The sequence below is a fragment of the Chryseobacterium taichungense genome, from assembly GCF_900109935.1.
GTDB lineage: Bacteria > Bacteroidota > Bacteroidia > Flavobacteriales > Weeksellaceae > Chryseobacterium > Chryseobacterium taichungense.
Window position 1 is genome coordinate 171,291 of the sequence record NZ_FOBV01000005.1, and the last position, 21,894, is coordinate 193,184.

Consider the following 21,894-nt stretch of genomic DNA (forward strand, 5'->3'; position numbering starts at 1 on the left):
AAATAACGATTTATTTAAACGAACAATGACAACTTATAACGGGTGAAAAGGCAAAGTCTTTTCACCTTTTTTAATCATAATTTAAGATCATGAAATTTATAAAAGCAACAGAAAAAGATATTCCAGTTATTCAGGATCTTGCGAGAAGATCCTGGATGCATGCATACGCAGAAATACTGTCACCGGAACAAATAGAATATATGCTAAATACGATGTATTCTGAGAAAGAGATCGGAAATCATTTACAGAATCCGGACTATCATTATTATCTGATTTTTGATGAAGTTAATAGTTCATTCGATGGTTTTTTAGGTTATCAGCATGGCTACGAAGAAAAAACTACAAAACTCCACAGAATTTATCTTATACCGGAAAGCAAAGGAAAAAGAATTGGTAAAATGGCACTTGACTTTTTAAAAGAAAAAGTAGCAAAAAGTTTGGATGCAAGGATAATTCTGAATGTAAATAAAGAAAATAAAGCAAGAAAATTTTACGAATCTCAAGGCTTTTGTGTTTATAATGAGGTAGTTGTAGATATTGGAGAAGGGTTTATAATGGATGATTATGAAATGGAATTTTATATCACATGGATATGACTTAAAATTTTGTAATATTTTATTGTAATTCTATAAAATGTGATGTATTTATTTTTTTCATCTTTGTGAAAGAACCAAATCACATGTAACAATATTTATATGCTTGATTTTAAGCTGGATTTTAGCTTTTATCAGTATATTTTTTTTCATCCTTAGTGTTTAAATTCCTGTAGTATTAATGCAGGAATTTTTTTATTCACATGTAAAGAATACTATTTTTATTTTATATCACCTGTAATTGATATAAAAATATTATATTTACCATTAACATTAAATACATAAAATAGGGATGAAAATGTATGTAAAATTCGATTTCAATACGCTTTGCAGGAAGGTATTGGAGGAAAAACTTAAGGACCAGGGGATAAAATACAGAGTCCTCAACTTTGGAGAAGTAGAGTTGTATGAATCTCTTACCGACGAACAATGCAAGGCTTTTAAGGAAAACCTTGAGGATTACGGAATAGAAATTATTGAAAGTCAAAAAACTGCATTAGTTCAGAAAATAAAAGATGCCATCTCAGAACTTGTTGGATCTGATGACATTATTCCAGTGAAGGCTTCAATCTACATAGCGGAAAGGCTTAATCATAGTTACGGTTATCTTTCGACCCTTTTTTCTGAGGTTGCAAATACTTCGATAGAAAATTTTATCATTATTCAAAAGATAGAGTACGCCAAGGACCTGATCATTAACAGCAAACAAAATCTTACAGAAATTGCCCAAAAGCTGAATTACTCCAGCGTTGCACATCTGAGCACGCAGTTTAAAAATACAACAGGTATCACTCCTTCCCAGTTTCAAAAAATTGTTGCAATGAGAAGGAAAGTCCAGCAATATGGTCATCAATATTCTCAAGTCATATGAATAAAGAGTACCTTAATATCTTTTTAGCGGACGATGATGAAGGGAAGCTTATACTTTTAGAGAAAATATTGCGGGATTTGAAGATTCATTCTAAAATTAAAACTTTCAGTAGCTCGAATAGTTTATTAGATTATCTTCAGCACAATATTTTAGTTCCGGAGGTTCTGTTTATGAATTATCACATTCCGGGAAAAAACTGTTTGAATTTTTTATCTGAAATTAGGGCTGATCGCAGATTTGATCATATGATTACCATTATTTATTCCGAAAACCTGTCAGCTGAACAAGAAGAGGAAATCTTTGTAACGGGTGCAAATGTTGTGATGAAAATGCCTGATAATTATAAAGATATGAAGAAAAGTGTGTCAGATATAATGTCTGTTACCTGGCAATATCATACTGCGGGACTGAATAAAAATAATTTTATCATGAAAGTGTGAAAAAAAGTACCCGAATTATTTTGGGATTAGAATTAAAGTTCTATATTTGTAAACCAATCTTCACAAAAAGGTGATAAGAATTAAAATAAAATCTGAGTTATTTTATCAGGTCAATGAAATTCTGGATGAGCTGATTGGATATAACCGATTCAAGATAAACTAAATTATATAAATCACAATGTTAGTTAAACAAAATGAATTATATACATTTCCAATGATAAGCGCAGAAGATCTTTAAACAAAACGGTACAATCATGAAAACTCGAAAGTTAAAGAATAGAGATTTAATTTATTCTTTAGCATGCCAAGTTAGTTTTTATAAATAAGCAATTGGAAACATAATTCATTTTGTTTTTACTTTTTTTAAGCTGAACACCACATTATTTACACATATTAACAACACACCACATCACAAAGTATTAAGCTGAAAAACAAGTAAAGTAATTTCTTCAAATAACAGTTTTATAAGGGGGACCGCGTAAAGATTAAATTCTTTTCGCGGTTTTTTTATGAAATTTTACTCCATTTGTTTTTGCCTTTATAGTACCTCAGATAATAGTTTTTTATAATCTGATGATCAGGTCTGGACAATAATGGATCAGATTCCAGGATTTTTTCTACCGTATTTTTAGTGATTTTAATGATAGCGGAATCATTTACCAGATCAAGTCTTTTAAAATCAACTACGCCACTTTGCTGGGTACCCAATATATCTCCGGGACCACGAAGCTGCATATCTACTTCTGAAATTTTAAAACCATCATTTGTCTCCACCATAGTTTTGATACGGGTTCTGCTGTCACTTGACAATTTATCTGAAGTCATCAGGATACAGTAGCTTTGCTCCGCACCACGCCCGACACGTCCCCGTAGCTGATGAAGCTGCGACAGACCGAATCTTTCTGCACTTTCAATCACCATTACGGAAGCATTGGGAACATTAACGCCCACTTCAATCACAGTTGTGGCTACCATAATCTCAGCTTTTCCTGAAGCAAAATAACTCATTGCCGCATCTTTTTCTTCAGGTCGCATTTGCCCGTGAAGCATTGTGACGTTGTAGTTGGAGAAATTGTCCATCACATTTTCCAATCCGGTCATTAAATTTTTATAATCGAGGGTTTCGGATTCTTCAATTAGTGGATAAACGAAATATACCTGTCTTCCTTTCTGGATTTCTTCACGACAGAAATTGTACACATAAGCCCTGTCTTTTTCCCTTCTGTGAGCCGTTACGATAGGTTTTCTACCCACAGGCATTTCATCAATGACAGAAACATCAAGATCAGAATAAAAGCTCATCGCCAGTGTCCTGGGAATAGGAGTGGCAGTCATCACCAGAATATGAGGGGGGATTTTATTTTTCGCCCACAATTTGGCCCTCTGGGCAACTCCAAATCTGTGCTGTTCATCAATAATCGCCAAACCAAGATTTTTAAATTTCACTTTATCTTCGAGGACAGCATGGGTTCCCACCAATATGGAAAGCTCACCATTCTCAAGTTCTTCATGAATAATTTTACGATCAGACTTTTTTGTAGACCCTGTTAACAGTCTGACGCTAACTTCAGTGTTTTCTAAAAGTTCTTTAATTCCGTTAAAGTGCTGTTGAGCAAGTATTTCGGTAGGTGCCATGATACAGCTTTGAAAACCATTGTCTTTTGCAATCAACATGGTGAGCAAAGCAACCATTGTTTTGCCGGAACCTACGTCTCCCTGAAGGAGCCTGTTCATTTGGATCGGACGCCTCATATCCTGACGGATTTCCTTCAGTACCCTTTTTTGAGCGCCGGTAAGATCAAACGGAAGGTGATTGGTATAAAAATCATTAAAATAATCGCCGACAATAGGAAAGGGATTTCCGGCAGTATGACTTTTATGATGAAGCTTTTTTAAACCATAACCCAATTGGAAAAAGAAAGATTCCTCAAATTTTAATCGGTAATCTGCTTTTTTAAAATGCTCCATATCTTTTGGGAAATGGATATTGAGATAAGTATGCTGCCTGGATAAAAATTTAAAGGCTTTCATTAGATATTCCGGGAAATTTTCCTGAATAAGATTGGGGATTTCCTTGCAGATATTCTTCAGAACATTCTGAAAAAACTTTTGATTTAAGCCTCTTTTGGTCAGTTTTTCTGAGCTTGGATAAATAGGTCTCAGACGATTGTCATTATCTTTTTTCTCCTCGACTTCTATTTCCGGATGCGGCATAGAAAACTGATTGTTAAAGACGTTGATCTTTCCAAATATGAAAATTTCCTGATTCACCGGAAGTTGTTCTTTCATCCACTTTGAATACTGAAACCATACAAGATCCATTGTTCCAGTATCATCATTGAACTTTGCGGAAAGTCTTTTTGTTTTTCCGGTTTGCACTTCCTGTATACTGGTTATTTTTCCCTTCAACTGAACATCGGTACTGACCTCATGTAGCTGTGAAATTTTATGGACTTTGCTTTTATCCAGATAGCGGATCGGGAAAAAATTCAGAAAATCTTCAACGGTGGATATTCCCAACACATTTCTGATGAGCTTGGCTTTTTCCGGTCCTACACCTTTTACGTATTCTATGGAAGTTTCTAAAGTCATTTTTTAGCAGCCACGAATTTCGGGAAAAATTAGAAATTAAAAAAGACTTTCAAATCTGAAAGCCTTGTATTTGTTTAATCTTTTATTTTAGATTTAAATTTTGTCTGATAGTCCTCCCACTGTTCTCTGTTCCGGATTTTTTTAAAGATATCTTTTGAAATGAATTCCAGGTAAGGTTCCAGCTCTTTTGCGGACAATTCACCCTGAAGGATGGTAATGGGACCGCCTTTTTCATCGAGAAATACCGTACTTGGTACAGCTCCTACATTCATATACTGAGTGAATTCATGTAAAGAGTTTCGACCTTTTTTGTGCTCTGTATTTGCGTTTGAGAATTTTCTTCCAAAAATATGAACCGTATTTTTTTCTTCTGCATTAAATTTTACAGCATAATAATTTTCATTCAGTATATCCGCAATGATGGGATTTCCGTACGTCTTTTTATCCATGATCTTACAGGGACCGCACCAATCTGCATAGAAATCGATCAGTATTTTTTTCGGATTTTCTTTTTGCGCCTGTAAGGCTTGTTCAATAGTCATCCATTTTACCTGCGCGAAATTCAGAATGATTACGAAAAGACAAATTATGCTTATAATTTTCTTCATGATTTGATATTTATGTAAAAATAAGCATAATTACCTATTTCTATCTTACCTCCTGCATTAATTTTTTCACAAAAGGAGAAATCAAAATTAAGACTACTCCGGCAATTACCGCATACAGTCCCAATTGTTTATATCCATCAGTATAAGTGATAAAAGCATCGTAATTGGATGTGCCTTCTTTCGCATCTGCCAGTCCCGCGCCAATAATTCCGGCAACATACTGTCCATAAGCTGAAGCAAGGAACCACATTCCCATCATCATTCCCTGAAGATTCTTCGTGGAAAGCTTTGTCATGATCGATAAACCGATGGGAGAAAGGCATAATTCACCTAATGTAATGATAAGCAGAGCTAAAGTAAAGAAATTAAGTGAAGTAATTCCAGCAGCGTTTACAAAAATCCTTGTTGCAAACAGGACATAATATCCTAATCCCAAAAAGACAAATCCCAATCCGAACTTTACAATGGTATTGGGCTCAATTTTTCTCTTGTTAAGCCAGATCCATAGTAGTCCGAGCAAAGGAGCCAAGAATATAATGAAAAACGCACCACCAGAATTATTAACCCCATTCGGATCTAATCCGAAAAGATCATTATTTAAATTTTTTGCTGCAAAAATGCTTAGAGAACCTCCACTTTGCTCATAAATTCCCCAGAATAGGATGGAAAATAAAATGAAAATCAAAGCAGCCCAAAGTTTATTACGTTCGGCAGGGGTTACTTTTGTCATCTCATAAAACAGATAAATCAACGTCAATGGTCCTATAATCAGCATGAAATAATCGGTATATTGTGTTTTAGCAACCATGACCATAATGATCGGAACAAAGATCAGTGATAAAATATAAACGCCATATTCCAACCATTTGGGAATCGGCGCAGATTTCACTTCATTCATAGGATGTCCCGGCTGAAGGCCGATGGTTCCGAGGCTTCTTTGAGTAAATATGAAATTAATGAGACTCACCACCATTACGATCGCAGCTAATCCGAAAGCAATATTCCATCTTAGTGCTTCAGGAATCAGATGAGATAAAATTTCACCTTTTCCAATGGCAATACAAAGATATCCTCCAAGCAAAGCTCCGAGGTTAATTCCAGCATAAAACAATGAAAATCCTGCATCTGCCCTTGAGTCGTTAGGTTTATAAAGTTGTCCTACCATTGAGGAAATATTGGGCTTAAAGAAACCGGTTCCGACAACGGTAAATGCTATTCCCAGAAAAAAGAATTTGTGTGGATCTGTTGCCAGAATCAAACTTCCGATAATCATCAACAGTCCGCCCCAGAAAAGAGATTTTCTAAAACCTAATATTTTATCAGCGAAAAGTCCGCCGACAAATGTAAATGCATACACGAAAGCCTGGGTAGCACCATACTGAAGGTTGGCTTCTCTTTCATGAAAATTAAGTTGTGAGATCATAAAAAACACAAGCATTCCACGCATTCCGTAGAAACAGAAACGTTCCCACATTTCTGAGAAGAAAAGGCTCCAGATCTGTCTTGGATATTTTCCTTTAAAATTTTGTATTTCGTCTAAAGTTAAACTCATAATGATATATGATTAAGTTTTATTGGAGATTATTGTGCATTCAATTTAGGACGTAATGCGTCACAAATTGCAAGAACATACGAAAATAAAAAAAACCTCCGACTTAGCAGAGGTTTGGTTTATATTTTATTTAATACACATTAGTTTACACCGTGCATCATTTTCTTTAAAATTGGTGAGATTAAAGCTAAAATTACAGCTGCGATACCACACAATACAACGAATACCATAAAGAATTCAAATAAATTATGGATTTCAAATCCTACGAAAGTAGGGTTTTCCAAAGGTAATTGAGCTTTTTCAAAAGCAGCCACCTGATCGGCAGTTAACGTTACTTTTTTATCTAAAACATCCTGAAGGTTTACTCCGATTTCCTGTGCCTTGGAAAATTTATCACCTGTTGCCGGAATCAAAGCTCCCAATGAACCTGCCAAAGCATATCCTGCTGCATTGGAAATAAAGAATACTCCGTATAATAATGAAGCAAATCTTTTTGGAGCCAGCTTCCCTACCAATGATAATCCGATTGGAGATAAGCAAAGCTCACCACAAGTCTGGATGAAGTATAAAAGCATTAACCATTTGATTGCCAATAAGCCAGAGTTTCCAAGATCTTTTACATTATGAGCAATAATGAAATAACTTAAAGCAATTAATGCAAGACCCATCGCCTGCTTCATCGGAGAAACCGGCTCTTTGCCTCTAGCTCTTAATTTATCCCAGATCAAACTGAACGGAACTGCTAATAAAACAACGAAAATACCATTGAAAATTTGTACCATTGACGGGGGCATATTCCATCCGAAGATATTTCTGTCAGTCTGGTTATCTGCGATAAATGTTAATGAAGATCCTGCCTGCTCAAATGCTGCCCAGAAGAAGATAATAAAGAACGATACAATGTAGATTACCCAGATTCTTTGTCTTTCAACTTTATTTTCAGCAGAAGTCATAATCAGGAATGCGAGTGAAATACCGGCTGCATAGATGAAAGGATAAATAATACCTTTAATTAACTGCCCCATTTCTACCGCTTTGAATCCAAATTCCCCTACCAGTAAATATCTGAAGACAAAAAATAATATAACAAACAATCCTCCCGTGATTCCCAAAGCTGTTCCTGAGAATTTAGCAGTTTGTGTTTCTCCCTCTTCGAAATCTGCACTTGTATTGTGTTTTGGTAATCCTCCGATTGGTCTTCCTTCCGGAGTTACTACATATTTGTTTTTAAGAATAAAGAAAGTTACCGTACCCACGATCATAGCGATAGAAGCGGCAAGGAATCCCCATTTGAAGGCGAAAATATCTCTCACTCCCGTTGTTGCATCCTTCACATCCCCTAAGTATGGGCAGATGAACTGTCCCAAAAATGCCCCGATATTAATTCCCATATAGAAAATGGTAAACGCGGAGTCCAATTTTGATTTTTCCTGCTTTGGATAAAGGCTTCCCACCATGGAGGAAATGTTTGGCTTGAAGAAACCGTTCCCGAAAATAATGATGAATAAAGCCAGCCACATAAACATTTTTGCACTGTCAATACTTCCTGAAAAAGTAGAAGCACTGATAAAAAGCAAAAACTGTCCGATAGCCATTAAAGATCCGCCAATCAAGATGGCATTTCTGTTACCGATATATTTATCGGCAATAAAACCACCCAGAAGTGGTGTAAGATAACATAAAGCTAAAAATCCACCATAGATGATTGCTGCATCAGCTTCTTTTATTAATAAGGAATTTACCATAAAGAGCGTCAAAAGTGCTCTCATTCCATAAAAGTTGAAACGCTCCCACATTTCTGTTCCGAATAAAACCCATAAACCCTTCGGATGTCTGGAACCTTTATTCTCTACAAATTCATCCTGTTTCGGACTTAATGCTTCAGTATTATCCATATTTATTGTTAATTTTTGTTAAGACTGACAAATATAGTTTTTTTTGTGTTTTCGGCAAGGTTTTAATTTTATATTTAAATAAAAAAGCTGCAGAATGATTCTACAGCTTTATTTTGTTTATTATTGAAAGGATTAATGTGCTTTTTCCTTCATGATTTTATTTAATCTTTTTAACATCGAAAGCCCTAAAAGTGTTGCAAATATCAACAGCGCAAAATTTACAAGAAAGTAATTCATCTTATTGTCATAATTGTACCACGTACTGGCCAGAATTCCTGAAAGCTTATTGCCAACAGAATTCGCAAGGAAAAATCCACCCATCATCAATGCTGTAATCCTCGCCGGTGAAAGTTTTGAAACAAATGATAAACCCATAGGCGAAAGACATAATTCTCCAACAGTAATTACTCCATACCCAGCCACCAGCCACCATGGAGAAACTTTTACTGCACCATTGTCTCCGGCCCATACTGCCAGCACCATGACCAGACAAGACAACGCTGAAATAAATAATCCCAGGACAATTTTCGTGGGTGTCAACGGTTCTTTTCCTCTTCTTCTTAAAAAAGCCCAGAATCCTACCACAACAGGTGTTAAGGCTATTACCCAAAACGGATTGATGGACTGAAATAATTCTGTGTTGTATAAATAGGTTTTTGCTTCAGGATTTTTTTCTAATATGGCTCTTTTTTCAGGAGAAATATTTTTAAAGTAAACATCTTTTCCCTGAACTTTAATGGTGTTTCCATCTTTATCTTTTTGCGACTGAAATTGATTGTCATAAACAGGAACTTCCTTGTCTTCATAGCTTTTTCCGTCAACCATATAGATTCCTTCCAAAGGTTTTTCCAAAGCTGCGGGAACGCTTCTGTCGGTATAATAATTTGCCCATCTCGTTAAAGCTGTTCCGTTTTGTTTGAAAACTGCCCAGAAAAACATGCTGATCATGAAAACGGAAAGCAAGGCCCCGATAGAGGATTTTTCTTCCGGTTTTGCTTTAAAATAAAGAGATGCATAAAAATAAATCACAGGAATACAGGCAAAAATAAAAGCGTCTGTATTATCGCTTCCGAAAATATTTCCGGGAATAACCCACCCAATACATCCTGCTATTATCGCGGGCAGAAATACTTTAAGCAAAATTTCAGAAAGCTTGGTGTCGCCTTCCTGTACGGGTTTCATCTGTGCTGCATGAATATAATGTTTCCTACCAATGGTAAAAATTATAAGTCCGACCAGCATTCCGACACCGGCTGTTATAAAGGCTTCACCCCACCCGAATTTATTCCGCATAAATGCCGCAATAATGTTGCAGATAAAAGCTCCGATATTAATCCCCATGTAAAAAATATTGTATCCGGAATCTTTATTGGCTTTATATGGCTCTTCAGAGTATAAATTTCCCAATAAAGTAGAAATAGTAGGCTTAAAAAAACCGTTTCCGATAATAATTAATGCTAAAGAAGAATAAAACAAGGTAAGGTCTTTGAAAACACCCATCCCGATATATCCGGCCGCCATTAAAACTCCTCCCAAATAAATAGATTTGATATACCCTAACACTCTGTCTGCCAGAAAACCACCGATGAAAGGTGTTAAATAAGTCAAGGCTATGTAAGTCCCGAAAATGTCATCTGCTGTTTTGTCGGGAAGCCCAAGGCCGCCTTTTGCACCGGTCGGTTCGATCACGTACAATACAAAAATTCCGAGGATCAGATAATACCCGAAACGCTCCCACATTTCCGTAAAGAAGAGGAATGGCAGTCCCTTAGGATGTTTAGTCTTCATAGTTGATAAATTTCAAATTTCACAAATATAGAATTTTAAAAATAATAATGGAATTTTGTTAACTTTGAATAAAATAAGTAAAATTATGAATACTGTATTTCATTTATCCTCGGCTGACGAAATTAATGAAGATTTAATCAAAAGTATAAAAGCTGCATTTAAAAATAAGCCAATATCAGTAACCATAGAGGAAGACTCATCTATTCCTAATTGGCAAAAAGAAGAAGTGAGAAGAAGAGCTAAATATGCAAAAGAAAATCCGGAATCGCTTTTGGATTTTGATGATTTTGTCGAAAGATTTGAGAAAAAGCTGTTAGATGAAAAAGGCTAAAACAGTAATTTCAGAAAGTGCGGATTTTGATTTAAAGGAAATTACTGATTGGTATAATGCAAGAAATAAAAAGTTAATTTGGATTTTTTTAAAAGATTTCAAGGAAAAAGTGAAATACATTTCAGAAAATCCATTGGCTTGTGAGGTTAGATATGAAAATTTCAGGATAGTATATTTAAAAAAGTTTCCATTTGGAATTCATTTTAAATATGATGAAAAGAAAAATGTAATTGAAATATATTCCATTTTTCATACTTCCAGAGATCCCGAAAAATGGAAAGAAAGAAAATAAAAATCCGAATCTACATTAGAAGATTCGGATTTTTTATTTTAAATTTTACTTGAAATTACAAATTCTCCAAAATAAAATCAGTCATTTTTTGATACAATTGCGGTCTTGTCTGTCCACCGTAAATTCCGTGGTTTTTATCAGGATAAGCCATGAAATCAAACTGTTTTTTGTTCTGAATTAAAGCTTCCGAGAATTCCATAGAGTTTTGGAAATGTACATTGTCATCGGCAGTTCCGTGGATTAATAAGAATTTCCCTTTCAATAAATTGGCATATTCTGTAGGCGAATTTTTATCGTATCCATCAGGATTTTCCTGGGGAGTTCTTAGGAATCTTTCCGTGTATACCGAATCGTAATACCTCCAGTTGGTAACCGGTGCTACTGCAATTCCCATCTTGAAAACGTCTGCACCTTTTGTCATGGCCAAACTGGTCATATAACCTCCAAAGCTCCATCCGAACATTCCGATTCTGGATTTGTCGATATAAGATTGATTTCCGAACCATTTTGCCGCTGCAATCTGATCTTCAATCTCATATTTCCCTAAATTCATATACGTTACTTTCTTGAATTTAGCTCCTTTATAGCCCGTTCCGCGTCCGTCTACACAAGCGATGATGTATCCTTTTTGTGCCAGCATTTCAAACCATAAAGCATTTCCGTTATCCCATGAATTGGCAACCTGCTGAGATCCCGGACCGGAGTACTGAAACATAAACAATGGATATTTTTTATTTTTATCGAAATTTTTAGGCTTAATGATCCATGCATTCATCTGGTCACCTGCTTCGTTCGGGATGGTGATGAATTCTTTTTCAATAAAATTATCTGTTTTCAGTTTCTGAAGCTGTGCATCATTGTTCTGAAGTTCTTTTACCAACTTACCGTTTCCGTCTTTCAAAACAAAAGTATAGGGTTTTGCAGCCGTAGATGACGTTTCAATAAAGTAATTGTAATTTTTACTGAAGCTTGCGGAATTATTTCCCTCTGCATTTGAAATGAGCTGAGATTTTCCGTTTTCGATATTTACCTTAGAAACCACTTTATTGATGCTTCCTTTTTCTGTTGTCTGAACGTAAATTTCCTTTGTTTTCGGATTAAATCCATAATAATCGGTTACTTCCCAGTTTCCTTTGGTGACCTGTTTTTTCAGCTTTCCATCTTTATCATACCAATACAAATGTCGGTTTCCATCTCTTTCGGAGCCCCAAAGGAAAGAATCATCTTCTAAAAATTCCAAAGTAGGACTGTCGGTATCAATCCATTTGTCATCCGTTTCGGTGAATAATTTCTGAACAGCTCCCGTTTTGGTATTTACTTTCAGAACATCAGAAGCATTTTGAATTCTCTCCGAAGTAATCAAAACTATTTCATCAGCTTTTGCAGTCTGAATAACGTTTGGGATATAATAATTTTTGAACGAGCTTAAATTCAAAGGTGTTATTTTTCCATTATCTAGACGGTACAGCTGTGCCGAAACTTTAGAATTTTTTTCTCCCGCTTTCGGATATTTATAGCGCATTTCAGATGGATAAAGCGTTTTGCCGTAAATCGGAATATAAATTTCCGGAACTTCACTTTCATCTGATTTTACAAAAACAATCGCATCAGAATTTTTTGTCCATTCATATTGTCTGGCATGTCCGAATTCTTCTTCATATACCCAATCTGCAAGCCCGTTGATGATTGAATTTTTCTTGCCATCAGTCGTAATCTGCGTAATTTTTCCTGAATTTAAATCCTGATAAAATAAATTATTCTCGGCAATAAAAGCAACTTTTGTTGCATCAGGTGAAAATCTAGGTTCCTGAACAAATTTTCCTTCGTTTAAAGTAACTGTTTTCCCTGATTTTAAATCTTTGATCTCAAATTTTCCAAGAAAAGAATGTCTGTAAATAGGCTCACTTTCCTTTAAAAGAAGAATTTTGGATTCGTCATCAGAAAATTCATAGCTTTCAAACTGTCCGTCAACAATATTTCCTTCTTTCTGAGAGGTTTTATAAGAATATTTTGCAATTCCTCCCTGTTCGATGACCAGATAATTTTCACCGTTCTTCATGGAAGTAATGCCGGCAATGCCTTTTCCACGGTAATATCCTGAATATATTTTGTCTAAAGTGATTTCCTGCGCAGCTAAATTTTGAAATGCAGCAGCTATGGTAAGTGTTAATATGAATCTTTTCATTTTTTATTTTAAAGCTCTCAAATATAATAATTTTATGAATGGCAAAAAAAGCATTTAAAACTAAGCTTTTGGCAAAAGAATTGAATATTCATAATCATAATCAAATTATAAATAATAATTATGGAAACGAATGCCTTTAACCAAAAACTGAACCGATACGAACTAAACGATACCATTGTATATACAGGATTTTCAAGTTATCAAGATGCAGAAGAATGCGCTCAGAAAAAAAATGGTGAACTGGTGGAGGTAGGATTTAAGGACGGAAATGATAATCCCGAAATCTGTAATGAAGCACATTTACTTGATAAAAAACTGCATTTTTTTGTTGATGCCGGAGATGAGTATAAATTCATTCATTCTTCTGATCCTGGCTTCAGAAAGTATGCCGATGAATTACAGAAAATAAAAGCAAAGTTACAGCAATCACCACCGGATGAAAGATATCTGGCTAATTTTGAGATAGAAAATACAGAAGATCCCATTGTTGTCATTAAAAATGATCATTTTGAATCGGTAACCTCAAGAGAACGGTCAAAATATCTGAAACACGCAAAAGTGTATGAGATAGGAGTTTCAATACCAAAATCTTAAAATATAAATATTATGAGCAAGACTAAATATTCAGAAAAAGCTCAGGACAAAGTAGGAAAGGTAATGCACGAATTCAAGGAAGGAAAACTCAAATCTTCTTCCGGAGAAAAAGTGACGAGCAGAAAACAGGCAGTCGCCATAGGTATTTCTGAAGCAAGGGAAAAAGGTTTAAAAGTACCTAAAGAAAAAAAGAAAAAAGATTAAAATATAAAACCGGCTTGAAATTTTTTTCAAGCCGGTTTTATATTTTATCCGTTATAGTTATAAAGAATATTATAATATTCATCCGCCATTCGGTCACTGTTGAATTGATCTTTTACATCATTCATCGAATTATACTGAATTTTTCTCCACTTATTCGGATTGTCATAATAAGCAGGAAGAATTTCATTTTCAAGAATTTCGTATAGTTTATTCATGTCATAATTATCCTGCTCATAAATACTCATGCTCTCGTAATCACCTTTCGGAACTACAAAAGAATTTTCTCCGTGTTTTGCAAACTCCGGGATCCAGCCATCATCCGTTGATAGATTTATTGATCCGTTCATGGCAGCAGTCATTCCGGATGTCCCAGATGCTTCTCTCGGAACTCTTGGGTTATTTAACCAAAGATCAGAACCCTGCTTTAAAGATTTGCTTAAAGAAAGTTCGTAGCCGGTGAGTACCGCCATGTTTTTGTTGTTTTTACTTTCTTCCACCAGGGAATTAAAAATAGAAATTGCCGAATAATCCATCGGATAGGGCTTTCCTGCCCATATAATCTGTACAGGATATTTAGGGTGATTTAAGAGTTTGTAAAATCTTTCTTTATCCTGTAAAAGAAGATCTGCCCGTTTGTAACCTGCGAATCTTCTTGCCCAGACAATCGTGAAAATATTGGGATTAAAAAGATTACCGGTCTGGTCGGCAACAATTTTGAAAAGTCTTTTCTTAAGATGTTTTTTACGGTAATCAAATACGGTTTCATCGTTTTCATCTTTGGCATTGTACAAAGGTTTATCCGACCAGTATTTAAATTCCTGTGCATTGGTGATGGAGGTTATTTCACAGATGCCTTCATATTTACTCCACATCGCTCTGGAAACTACACCGTGTAGCTGTGAAACGCCATTGGCAATGCGGGCCATTTTTAAAGCACAAAGTGAATGGTTGAAGCGGTCGTCACTTGAACCTTCAATTCTTTTCACATCTTCCATGCTGAAGCCCGAAAAATAAGACATGTCATAGCAAAGTCTTAAATTATGTTTTTCATTTCCAGCCTCTTCGGGAGTATGTGTTGTAAAAACCAGCTTTTCTTTAACTCTGTTGAGGTTTCCATTGTATTTTTTAAGTAAATGAAATGCTGCCGGAAGTCCGTGAGCCTCATTCAGATGATAAATGCCTCTGTCAAGATTCATTTCATCCAGAAGTTTTGCTCCGCCTTTTCCCAAAAGTATATACTGCGCCAGTTTGGTAGACTCGTTGGCATCGTACAGTTTATGGCAGATGGTTTTTGATATATGATCATTCTCCGGAACATCCGTTGAAAGAAAGAACATGGGCGCTGTATGGAAAATTTCAGGATCAAGATACCATACTTTTACCCAAACCGGCGCACTGTGGATTTCAATCTGGAATTTTATGCCTGTATCTTCAAGAAAGCTGTACATTTTTTTTGTCCAGACAGGCTGTAAGGTCTGATCATGATTTCTGGCCTGATCATAATATCCGAATTTCCATAGAATTCCGATTCCTACAAGGTCCTGTTTCAGATTATAAGCGCTTCTCATATGAGAGCCGGCTAAAAATCCGAGGCCTCCGGAATATATTTTTAAAACCTGCTCTATGGCAAATTCCATTGAAAAATAAGCTACTTTTTTAGAATATTTGGGATTAACGCCGAAAGGCATTGTAAAGTTTCTAAAATCCATGCATCGCAGTTTTATATTTGAAAGGTCAAAGGTATTAAATATGAAAGTAAACTATATGTTAATTATTGGATAATTATGTTTAAAAAAATAATTATGATCATTTTTTTACTTACCTTTAAAATATAAATTTTTGATAATCAAAACTTCATGACCTGAAAGCTGAAGTTTTATGTGTTCCATAACAATAAAAAACAAGCACATGAAAAAAGCATTTTCTGATGAAGATTTAATTAAAAATCTAAGCCTTTATTATCTGAATCGACATTTGAAAAAGAAGCCGATTGAGAAATATCACCGTAAAATAGATGAATCCCCGCTTCATGACCGCGAGAAGTACAAGAAAAAGACAGAGATCTTGCTTCTAAATTCCTTTATGCATCATTTTCCTGACGTTAAATTTGAAGATCTGACTTGTGAAAGCCCGGATTTTATTGCAAAATTCAATGACAAAAAGATCGGAATAGAGTTGACCGAAGTGATCAATCATCTTGAAATGAAAAAGATCGAAAGCAGCTTAAACAAAATTTTCCGTCAGGCAGAAATATTATTGGAACAGGAAGACACTACGAAATATCGTGGTGTTTATTTTTTAGAATTTCACTCAAATATCCGACCCGATACCCTCGAAAATCAACAGGAAATTATTCTGAATATCTACAAAAGTATCAGACGCGGAAAACCGGTTGGCTGTGTCAAGAGCATAAGAAAATCTTTTCATCGAAGAAATGTTTTCATCACGCATGAGTACAATATGAATCTCTTTGACGAATTATGTTCTGAAAAAATCCTTGAGCTTATCGAAAAAAAGAACGAAAAATTCCCATACTACGATACTTCAGTCGACGAATGTTGGTTAGTGATTGTTTCAGATATGAATTCTATTGCTTCACGCTATACTTTTATTCAGGATAAAGAACACTTGCATCAGGTAAAAAGTCCGTTTCATAAAATTTTTCATCTCGAAAACCTTTGCGGAAATATTACCAGTATAAAGTGATTTGTTGAGAATATTTGATTTTTATTTCACTTTTAATGAATTATATAAAATAAATTAAGGTAAATTGGTGCAAAATGGTTATATTTGAAATACTCTAAGTAATTACTAATCATAACCAAATTGAAAAAGCATGAAGAAATATTTACTCCTGTTTTTACTTTTACTTTCGCGAACACTATATTCTCAGGCTGATTGTGCAACAGCGCTTTCGGTATGCGGAAATTCAGACATTACCTATTCTCCGTCTGGTATTGGTGCAACCAATGAAAATTTGGGCGGATGTCTTATAAGCGGCGAACACAATTCGATCTGGTATAAAATTACCATTGCAACTGGCGGAACATTAACTTTTAATCTTGTTCCAAGTGATCCGGATGCAGATTACGATTGGGCAGTATATGGTCCTAATGCGACTTGCGGAAATCTTGGGGCGCCTATACGATGCAATGCCGCGACGGTTATAGGGGTTGGGGCTTCAACCGGACTCAATATGACAAGTACTATTACCAGTGCCGCGGGAGGTTCCCTTACGCCTTACTGTAGATATCTTGATGTGTTGCCGGGCCAGACTTATTATTTATATATAGACAACTGGGTGGATGTTTTCAATCCTATTACAGCTCCTTTTTCTCTTACATGGGGCGGAACCGCAACACTGGCCTCTCCGTTTACGAACCCGAACATTCAGACGCAGCCATTTACTCCGCCAGGAGCTCCGGCAGCAAACCCTGCAGATCCAAGAGAAATTATCATCTGCCAGAATCCGACAGTGTTTGATTTCAGTACACTTTCAGCGGGTATTCTGAACGGAAATGCCAATTTCCAGATCAGCTATCATACAACACAGAATAATGCGCTTTCAGGAGCTAATCCTATTCTTACACCGCAAACGGTAAGCACTACGGCAACTTATTACTACAGTATTCACTACCAGGATCCTGCAGATCCTAATAACCCGATAAACTCCTGCAGACAGGTGGGTGCTTTCAAATTTAAACAAGGAACTATTACAGGAAATAATATAACGCTTTATAGCTGCAATAACAATAATGCGGGTACTGCGACATTTAATCTTACTACGGCTGCCGTATTCGGAGATCCTACTGCTGTAAAGCAATATTACCATACCATGAGTGATCTTAATGCAGGGATTAATCCAATTGCCAATGCTGATACATTTGTTTCTGCTGAAGGAGTTGTATATGTGAAAATTACCTCTCAATACGGTTGCGTTGCCATAGCGCAGATCACCCTGAAGTTCTATCCTCAGGTTGTCGTTTCAGAAGCAACTTTAAGATCATGTTTTATTGAATCTAATCCTTCAACGGCTTTGTTTAATCTTACAACCGCGCCGGTAACCACTCAGACAGGAACTAAAACATATTTTCCTTCTTTAACTGATGCACAGAATAATACAAATCCAATTCTGAATTTCGCAAACTATATCTCATCTAATGGAGCGATTTTTATAAAGGTTACCAATGCAAATGGCTGCTATGCTATTGCAAAAGTCAATCTGATTGTCATTCCACCGGTATATTCGGATGTCTTAAAGGATAAAACGATTTGCATGGAAGATAAAACCACACTTGATGCCGGGCTGGGCTTTGCTTCCTACGAATGGAGTACCGGGGCAACTACACAGACAATATCTAATGTAGGGGTAGGAACGTACTGGGTAAAGCTGAAAACAGGAACTTGTATAACACGGCAAACGGTAACTATATACCCATCTGAACAACCTGTAATTTCGTCTGTGGATATTGCCAATAACACAGTTACTATAAATGCTACAGGAGGACAGGGTCCTTACCAGTATTCTACTGATGGCATCAACTGGCAGGAATCTAATGTGTTTAGCAACATGCCGAGAGGTGATAATCATATTTTCCTCAAAGATGCTTATGATTGCGAGCCTATCACAATCACTATAGTTGTTCCGAACTTAGTAAATGTGATTACGCCGAACGGAGACGGAATCAATGATGTGATTGATTATTCTGCGCTGGGAAATAAACAGAATCTGGTATTCAACATTTTTGACAGATATGGCAATAAAGTATTTCAGGCAGATAAGCTTAGAGGCTACAAGTGGAACGGAACCATGGAAGGTAAAAAAGTTCCTACCGGCACCTATTGGTACTCTGTAACCTGGAATGAAAATGATAAAAAGAATACCCCGATCAAATATTCCGGTTGGGTAATGGTGAAAAACAGAGACTGATAAAATACAAACTGCCGCGAAAGTGGCAGTTTTTTATTTAAAGATATTTGCTTTAATGAAGAAGTTATAAAGTTCAGTGAAGAAGATTTTTATTGGAGAATATCATTTTTACAATCAGAATAATCTTTATTTCACTACATTAGATATAAATTTTTAGATATGAAAGATGTATTCATAAAACGCTTTGAATATTACAAAAATTTGGGTGACAAGTCCTTTACACAGCTCTCCGAAGATCAGCTTTTCTGGCGGTTTAACGAAGAAAGTAATTCGATTGCCATTATTATAAAACATATTGCAGGAAATATGCTCTCAAGATGGTCTGATTTTTTAACAACAGACGGGGAAAAATCTTGGCGGAATCGTGATGAAGAATTCATCAATTCCTTTTCTACCAAAGATGAGGTTCTTGAATACTGGGAATCCGGTTGGAAATGTCTTTTTGATGCGCTAAATCAGATCAATGATGAGAATTTACATTCGATTATTTATATCAGAAATGAGCCCCACAGCGTCCTGGATGCAGTGCTGCGTCAGATAGCCCATTATCCTTATCATATCGGCCAGATCATTTATATTGCCAAAATGATGAAAGATAATGATTGGAAAACTCTTTCTATTGCGAAAAACAAATCAGAGGATTTTAACTCAGAGATGAAAACAAAATTTAGTGTAGATCATATAGTTTCATATTCTTCGCCGGTAATACCAGAACAGCCCGGAAGTCAGGGATGAATATAAACAATAGAGTGAATCAATTTACAATTTATATTAAATTGATTATCTTTGCACCCACAAATTCAGGATCAATAAATGTCTCAATTTCACAGAACTGCCGCATTTCATACCTTAGGCTGCAAATTAAATTTTGCGGAAACATCTACTATTGCCCGTCAATTAACAGATGCTGGATACGAAAAGGTAAGTTTTGATGAAAAAGCAAACGTGTATGTGATCAATACCTGCTCGGTTACGGAAAATGCCGACCGTGAGTGCAAACTGCACGTAAAAAGAGCGATGAAGGCCAATCCCGAAGGGCTTGTCGTGATTGTCGGATGCTATGCACAGCTTAAACCAGAAGAGATCTCACAAATCGAAGGAGTTGATTTAGTTCTTGGAGCTAAAGAAAAATTCAATATTCTTAGCTATCTGGATGATCTTGAGAAATCTGAAAGTGAAGGTATTGTTCATTCCTGTGAAATTGAAGAAACTGACTTTTTCATCGGAAGTTATTCCATAGGAGACAGAACAAGAGCTTTCTTGAAAGTTCAGGATGGTTGTGATTATAAATGTACTTATTGTACTATTCCGCTGGCAAGAGGGATTTCGCGTTCAGATACTATTGAAAATGTTCTTAAAAATGCCAGAGAAATTTCTCAGAAAGATATCAAAGAAATTGTGCTCACAGGGGTGAATATCGGTGATTATGGTAAAGGTGAATTTGGAAACAAAAGACATGAACATACTTTTTTAGATTTAATTTCTGAGCTTGACCAAGTAGAAGGAATTGAGAGAATCCGGATTTCTTCCATTGAGCCGAATCTTTTGAAAGATGAAAGTATTGAACTGGTTTCTAAGAGCAGAAGCTTCGTTCCGCATTTTCATATTCCGCTTCAATCCGGAAGTGATGAGCTTTTGAAAAAAATGAAGCGTCGTTATCTTACAAAACTGTATAAAGACAGGGTAAATAAAATTCGCGAGGTGATGCCTCATGCAGCAATCGGTGTCGATGTAATCGTCGGTTTTCCCGGAGAAACAGAAGAATTGTTTATGGAAACTTATAATTTCCTTAATGAACTCCCTATTACTTACCTCCATGTCTTTACCTATTCTGAAAGAGAAAATACCGAAGCTGCCGAGATGGAAGGCGTGGTTCCTATTGCTGAAAGAAAAAAACGCAATAAAATGCTTAGAATCCTTTCCGAGAAGAAAAAGATGGCATTCTACCAGACTCAACTGGGAAAAACACTTCCCGTACTTTGGGAACACGAAAATAAAGATGGCAAAATGTTTGGCTTCACTGAAAATTATGTGAGGGTACAGAAAGATTTTGACCCTGCATCTGTTAACCAGATTGAATTCCTGAAATTAGATAAAATTGAAGCTGATGGTACAGTTTCTGTGCAGTATTCTTTTGAGAAATTTTTGGAAATGTTGTAAGGCAATAGTATTCTGACTTTATATTGCTAGGATTATTATATCTGATGGATTACATACAAATCTGTATTTAAAACATAAAGGGAGCTCATGCCCCCTTTATTATCCTTACCTTTTAGGATATTTTCGTTATTTGCTTTTACAGTTTTTTTGCAGGGCTTCCTACATACACTCCTTCTTCGCGTATATCTTTTACAACAATACCACCCATTCCGATTGTAACATTATCACAAACTTTTATTCCTTGTCTTATGGATGAATTTGTTCCAAAGTAAACGCAATCTCCGATTTCGCATAGTCCACTGATATTCGTTGCTGGTGCTGTCGTAAAATAATCTCCGATTTTACAATCATGTCCGATGGTTGTATGCAGATTTAAGTGTGCATGCTTACCAATTTTAATATCTGTTGTAACAATTGTTCCAGCGGTGATTATGCTTCCTTCTCCTATTTCAACATATTTAGAGATTATAGCAGAAGGGTGTATTAATGTTGTATATTTTGTTTCCTTTGGAAGTCTTTCAACTACTGTTTTACGGATTTTTGGATCTCCAATAGCGATGACAACATCGTAAGCAGCCGGATCAAATTGATCCTCAGTAATTACAGAAATACCATGAACAGATTTTGTATTTTTATAAAATTCTTCTGTGTCCATAAAACAGGCTATTTCTTCAATTTTTAAGCCTGTGCCGGCAATACAATCAGTTAAGCACATTAATACTTCTTTTCCAAACCCACTTGCCCCGACAATAAGAACTTTTTTGTCAAATTTTATCATATTTTTTATTTTGATTTTTTCCTGATGGTAACCAACGTCCAAATTTAAGCATTGCCTGAAAAAATATCATTATAAACTTTA

General features: G+C 35.7%; 19 protein-coding genes. 11 read left to right on the top strand and 8 right to left on the bottom strand.

Annotated features, from left to right (window positions below):
- Window positions 1-89: 89 nt before the first annotated feature.
- The 3 genes from BMW64_RS12480 (at window position 90) to BMW64_RS12490 (ending at window position 1,904) form a co-directional block, all read left to right on the top strand.
- The gene (locus BMW64_RS12480) at window positions 90-596 is read left to right on the top strand and encodes a GNAT family N-acetyltransferase (RefSeq protein WP_090000289.1); all 507 of its coding nucleotides are present in this window, start codon (window positions 90-92) and stop codon (window positions 594-596) included.
- Window positions 597-885: 289 nt separating this feature from the next.
- Complete coding sequence (locus BMW64_RS12485; RefSeq protein WP_090000290.1) at window positions 886-1,464, top strand: helix-turn-helix domain-containing protein; 579 nt, start codon at window positions 886-888, stop codon at window positions 1,462-1,464.
- Window positions 1,461-1,904: a response regulator gene (locus BMW64_RS12490; protein ID WP_090000291.1), complete on the top strand. Its 444-nt coding sequence runs from the start codon at window positions 1,461-1,463 to the stop codon at window positions 1,902-1,904. The genes BMW64_RS12485 and BMW64_RS12490 overlap by 4 nt, the downstream gene beginning before the upstream one ends.
- Before the next feature lie 507 nt (window positions 1,905-2,411).
- Here the strand turns inward: BMW64_RS12490 and recG are convergent.
- The 5 genes from recG to BMW64_RS12515 all read right to left on the bottom strand — a co-directional run bounded on the left by recG (window position 2,412) and on the right by BMW64_RS12515 (window position 10,339).
- Complete coding sequence (gene recG / locus BMW64_RS12495; RefSeq protein ID WP_090000292.1) at window positions 2,412-4,496, bottom strand: ATP-dependent DNA helicase RecG; 2,085 nt, start codon at window positions 4,494-4,496, stop codon at window positions 2,412-2,414.
- 74 nt (window positions 4,497-4,570) lie between these two features.
- Window positions 4,571-5,104, bottom strand: coding sequence for a thioredoxin family protein (locus tag BMW64_RS12500; RefSeq protein ID WP_090000293.1), 534 nt, complete (start codon window positions 5,102-5,104; stop codon window positions 4,571-4,573).
- Window positions 5,105-5,144: 40 nt separating this feature from the next.
- Window positions 5,145-6,656: a peptide MFS transporter gene (locus BMW64_RS12505; RefSeq protein ID WP_090000294.1), complete on the bottom strand. Its 1,512-nt coding sequence runs from the start codon at window positions 6,654-6,656 to the stop codon at window positions 5,145-5,147.
- 140 nt (window positions 6,657-6,796) lie between these two features.
- A complete protein-coding gene (locus tag BMW64_RS12510) occupies window positions 6,797-8,551 on the bottom strand; it encodes a peptide MFS transporter (protein ID WP_090000295.1) in 1,755 nt (584 codons plus the stop codon).
- A gap of 132 nt (window positions 8,552-8,683) precedes the next feature.
- Entirely contained in the window at window positions 8,684-10,339 is a 1,656-nt protein-coding gene (locus BMW64_RS12515; protein WP_090000296.1) for a peptide MFS transporter, read from the bottom strand.
- An 85-nt stretch (window positions 10,340-10,424) separates the two neighbouring features.
- On the opposite strand from BMW64_RS12515, the gene BMW64_RS12520 reads away from it, so the two are divergent.
- Window positions 10,425-10,670 carry an addiction module protein gene (locus BMW64_RS12520; protein WP_090000297.1) on the top strand — a complete coding sequence of 82 codons (246 nt, stop codon included), beginning with the start codon at window positions 10,425-10,427 and terminating at the stop codon, window positions 10,668-10,670.
- Window positions 10,657-10,962, top strand: a complete 306-nt coding sequence (locus tag BMW64_RS12525) for a type II toxin-antitoxin system RelE/ParE family toxin (RefSeq protein WP_090000298.1) — start codon at window positions 10,657-10,659, stop codon at window positions 10,960-10,962. The genes BMW64_RS12520 and BMW64_RS12525 overlap by 14 nt, the downstream gene beginning before the upstream one ends.
- A gap of 55 nt (window positions 10,963-11,017) precedes the next feature.
- Here BMW64_RS12525 and BMW64_RS12530 read toward each other — a convergent pair whose 3' ends face one another.
- Window positions 11,018-13,147, bottom strand: a complete 2,130-nt coding sequence (locus tag BMW64_RS12530) for a S9 family peptidase (protein ID WP_090000299.1) — start codon at window positions 13,145-13,147, stop codon at window positions 11,018-11,020.
- Window positions 13,148-13,267: 120 nt separating this feature from the next.
- Between BMW64_RS12530 and BMW64_RS12535 the strand changes: the two genes are divergently transcribed.
- The gene (locus BMW64_RS12535; protein ID WP_090000300.1) at window positions 13,268-13,741 is read left to right on the top strand and encodes a hypothetical protein; all 474 of its coding nucleotides are present in this window, start codon (window positions 13,268-13,270) and stop codon (window positions 13,739-13,741) included.
- 12 nt (window positions 13,742-13,753) lie between these two features.
- Window positions 13,754-13,945, top strand: coding sequence for a DUF6496 domain-containing protein (locus tag BMW64_RS12540; protein ID WP_090000301.1), 192 nt, complete (start codon window positions 13,754-13,756; stop codon window positions 13,943-13,945).
- Window positions 13,946-13,989: 44 nt separating this feature from the next.
- Here the strand turns inward: BMW64_RS12540 and glgP are convergent, their stop codons facing one another.
- A complete protein-coding gene (glgP, locus tag BMW64_RS12545) occupies window positions 13,990-15,654 on the bottom strand; it encodes an alpha-glucan family phosphorylase (RefSeq protein ID WP_090000302.1) in 1,665 nt (554 codons plus the stop codon).
- Window positions 15,655-15,853: 199 nt separating this feature from the next.
- On the opposite strand from glgP, the gene BMW64_RS12550 reads away from it, so the two are divergent.
- From BMW64_RS12550 to mtaB, 4 genes are all read left to right on the top strand, one after another.
- Window positions 15,854-16,651 carry a hypothetical protein gene (locus BMW64_RS12550; protein ID WP_090000303.1) on the top strand — a complete coding sequence of 266 codons (798 nt, stop codon included), beginning with the start codon at window positions 15,854-15,856 and terminating at the stop codon, window positions 16,649-16,651.
- 130 nt (window positions 16,652-16,781) lie between these two features.
- Entirely contained in the window at window positions 16,782-18,875 is a 2,094-nt protein-coding gene (locus BMW64_RS12555; RefSeq protein ID WP_090000304.1) for a gliding motility-associated C-terminal domain-containing protein, read from the top strand.
- A 159-nt stretch (window positions 18,876-19,034) separates the two neighbouring features.
- Window positions 19,035-19,610, top strand: a complete 576-nt coding sequence (locus tag BMW64_RS12560) for a DUF1572 family protein (protein WP_090000305.1) — start codon at window positions 19,035-19,037, stop codon at window positions 19,608-19,610.
- Between the two features lie 78 nt (window positions 19,611-19,688).
- Complete coding sequence (mtaB, locus tag BMW64_RS12565; RefSeq protein ID WP_090000306.1) at window positions 19,689-21,035, top strand: tRNA (N(6)-L-threonylcarbamoyladenosine(37)-C(2))-methylthiotransferase MtaB; 1,347 nt, start codon at window positions 19,689-19,691, stop codon at window positions 21,033-21,035.
- Between the two features lie 136 nt (window positions 21,036-21,171).
- Here the strand turns inward: mtaB and BMW64_RS12570 are convergent, their stop codons facing one another.
- Window positions 21,172-21,813 carry an acetyltransferase gene (locus BMW64_RS12570; RefSeq protein WP_143052695.1) on the bottom strand — a complete coding sequence of 214 codons (642 nt, stop codon included), beginning with the start codon at window positions 21,811-21,813 and terminating at the stop codon, window positions 21,172-21,174.
- Window positions 21,814-21,894: the final 81 nt, after the last annotated feature.

Coding starts and splice junctions, on each gene's coding strand:
- BMW64_RS12480 (WP_090000289.1), top strand. CDS start 90: ATGAAATTTATAAAAGCAACAGAAAAAGATATTCCAGTTATTCAGGAT.
- BMW64_RS12485 (WP_090000290.1), top strand. CDS start 886: ATGAAAATGTATGTAAAATTCGATTTCAATACGCTTTGCAGGAAGGTA.
- BMW64_RS12490 (WP_090000291.1), top strand. CDS start 1,461: ATGAATAAAGAGTACCTTAATATCTTTTTAGCGGACGATGATGAAGGG.
- recG (WP_090000292.1), bottom strand. CDS start 4,496: ATGACTTTAGAAACTTCCATAGAATACGTAAAAGGTGTAGGACCGGAA.
- BMW64_RS12500 (WP_090000293.1), bottom strand. CDS start 5,104: ATGAAGAAAATTATAAGCATAATTTGTCTTTTCGTAATCATTCTGAAT.
- BMW64_RS12505 (WP_090000294.1), bottom strand. CDS start 6,656: ATGAGTTTAACTTTAGACGAAATACAAAATTTTAAAGGAAAATATCCA.
- BMW64_RS12510 (WP_090000295.1), bottom strand. CDS start 8,551: ATGGATAATACTGAAGCATTAAGTCCGAAACAGGATGAATTTGTAGAG.
- BMW64_RS12515 (WP_090000296.1), bottom strand. CDS start 10,339: ATGAAGACTAAACATCCTAAGGGACTGCCATTCCTCTTCTTTACGGAA.
- BMW64_RS12520 (WP_090000297.1), top strand. CDS start 10,425: ATGAATACTGTATTTCATTTATCCTCGGCTGACGAAATTAATGAAGAT.
- BMW64_RS12525 (WP_090000298.1), top strand. CDS start 10,657: ATGAAAAAGGCTAAAACAGTAATTTCAGAAAGTGCGGATTTTGATTTA.
- BMW64_RS12530 (WP_090000299.1), bottom strand. CDS start 13,147: ATGAAAAGATTCATATTAACACTTACCATAGCTGCTGCATTTCAAAAT.
- BMW64_RS12535 (WP_090000300.1), top strand. CDS start 13,268: ATGGAAACGAATGCCTTTAACCAAAAACTGAACCGATACGAACTAAAC.
- BMW64_RS12540 (WP_090000301.1), top strand. CDS start 13,754: ATGAGCAAGACTAAATATTCAGAAAAAGCTCAGGACAAAGTAGGAAAG.
- glgP (WP_090000302.1), bottom strand. CDS start 15,654: ATGGATTTTAGAAACTTTACAATGCCTTTCGGCGTTAATCCCAAATAT.
- BMW64_RS12550 (WP_090000303.1), top strand. CDS start 15,854: ATGAAAAAAGCATTTTCTGATGAAGATTTAATTAAAAATCTAAGCCTT.
- BMW64_RS12555 (WP_090000304.1), top strand. CDS start 16,782: ATGAAGAAATATTTACTCCTGTTTTTACTTTTACTTTCGCGAACACTA.
- BMW64_RS12560 (WP_090000305.1), top strand. CDS start 19,035: ATGAAAGATGTATTCATAAAACGCTTTGAATATTACAAAAATTTGGGT.
- mtaB (WP_090000306.1), top strand. CDS start 19,689: ATGTCTCAATTTCACAGAACTGCCGCATTTCATACCTTAGGCTGCAAA.
- BMW64_RS12570 (WP_143052695.1), bottom strand. CDS start 21,813: ATGATAAAATTTGACAAAAAAGTTCTTATTGTCGGGGCAAGTGGGTTT.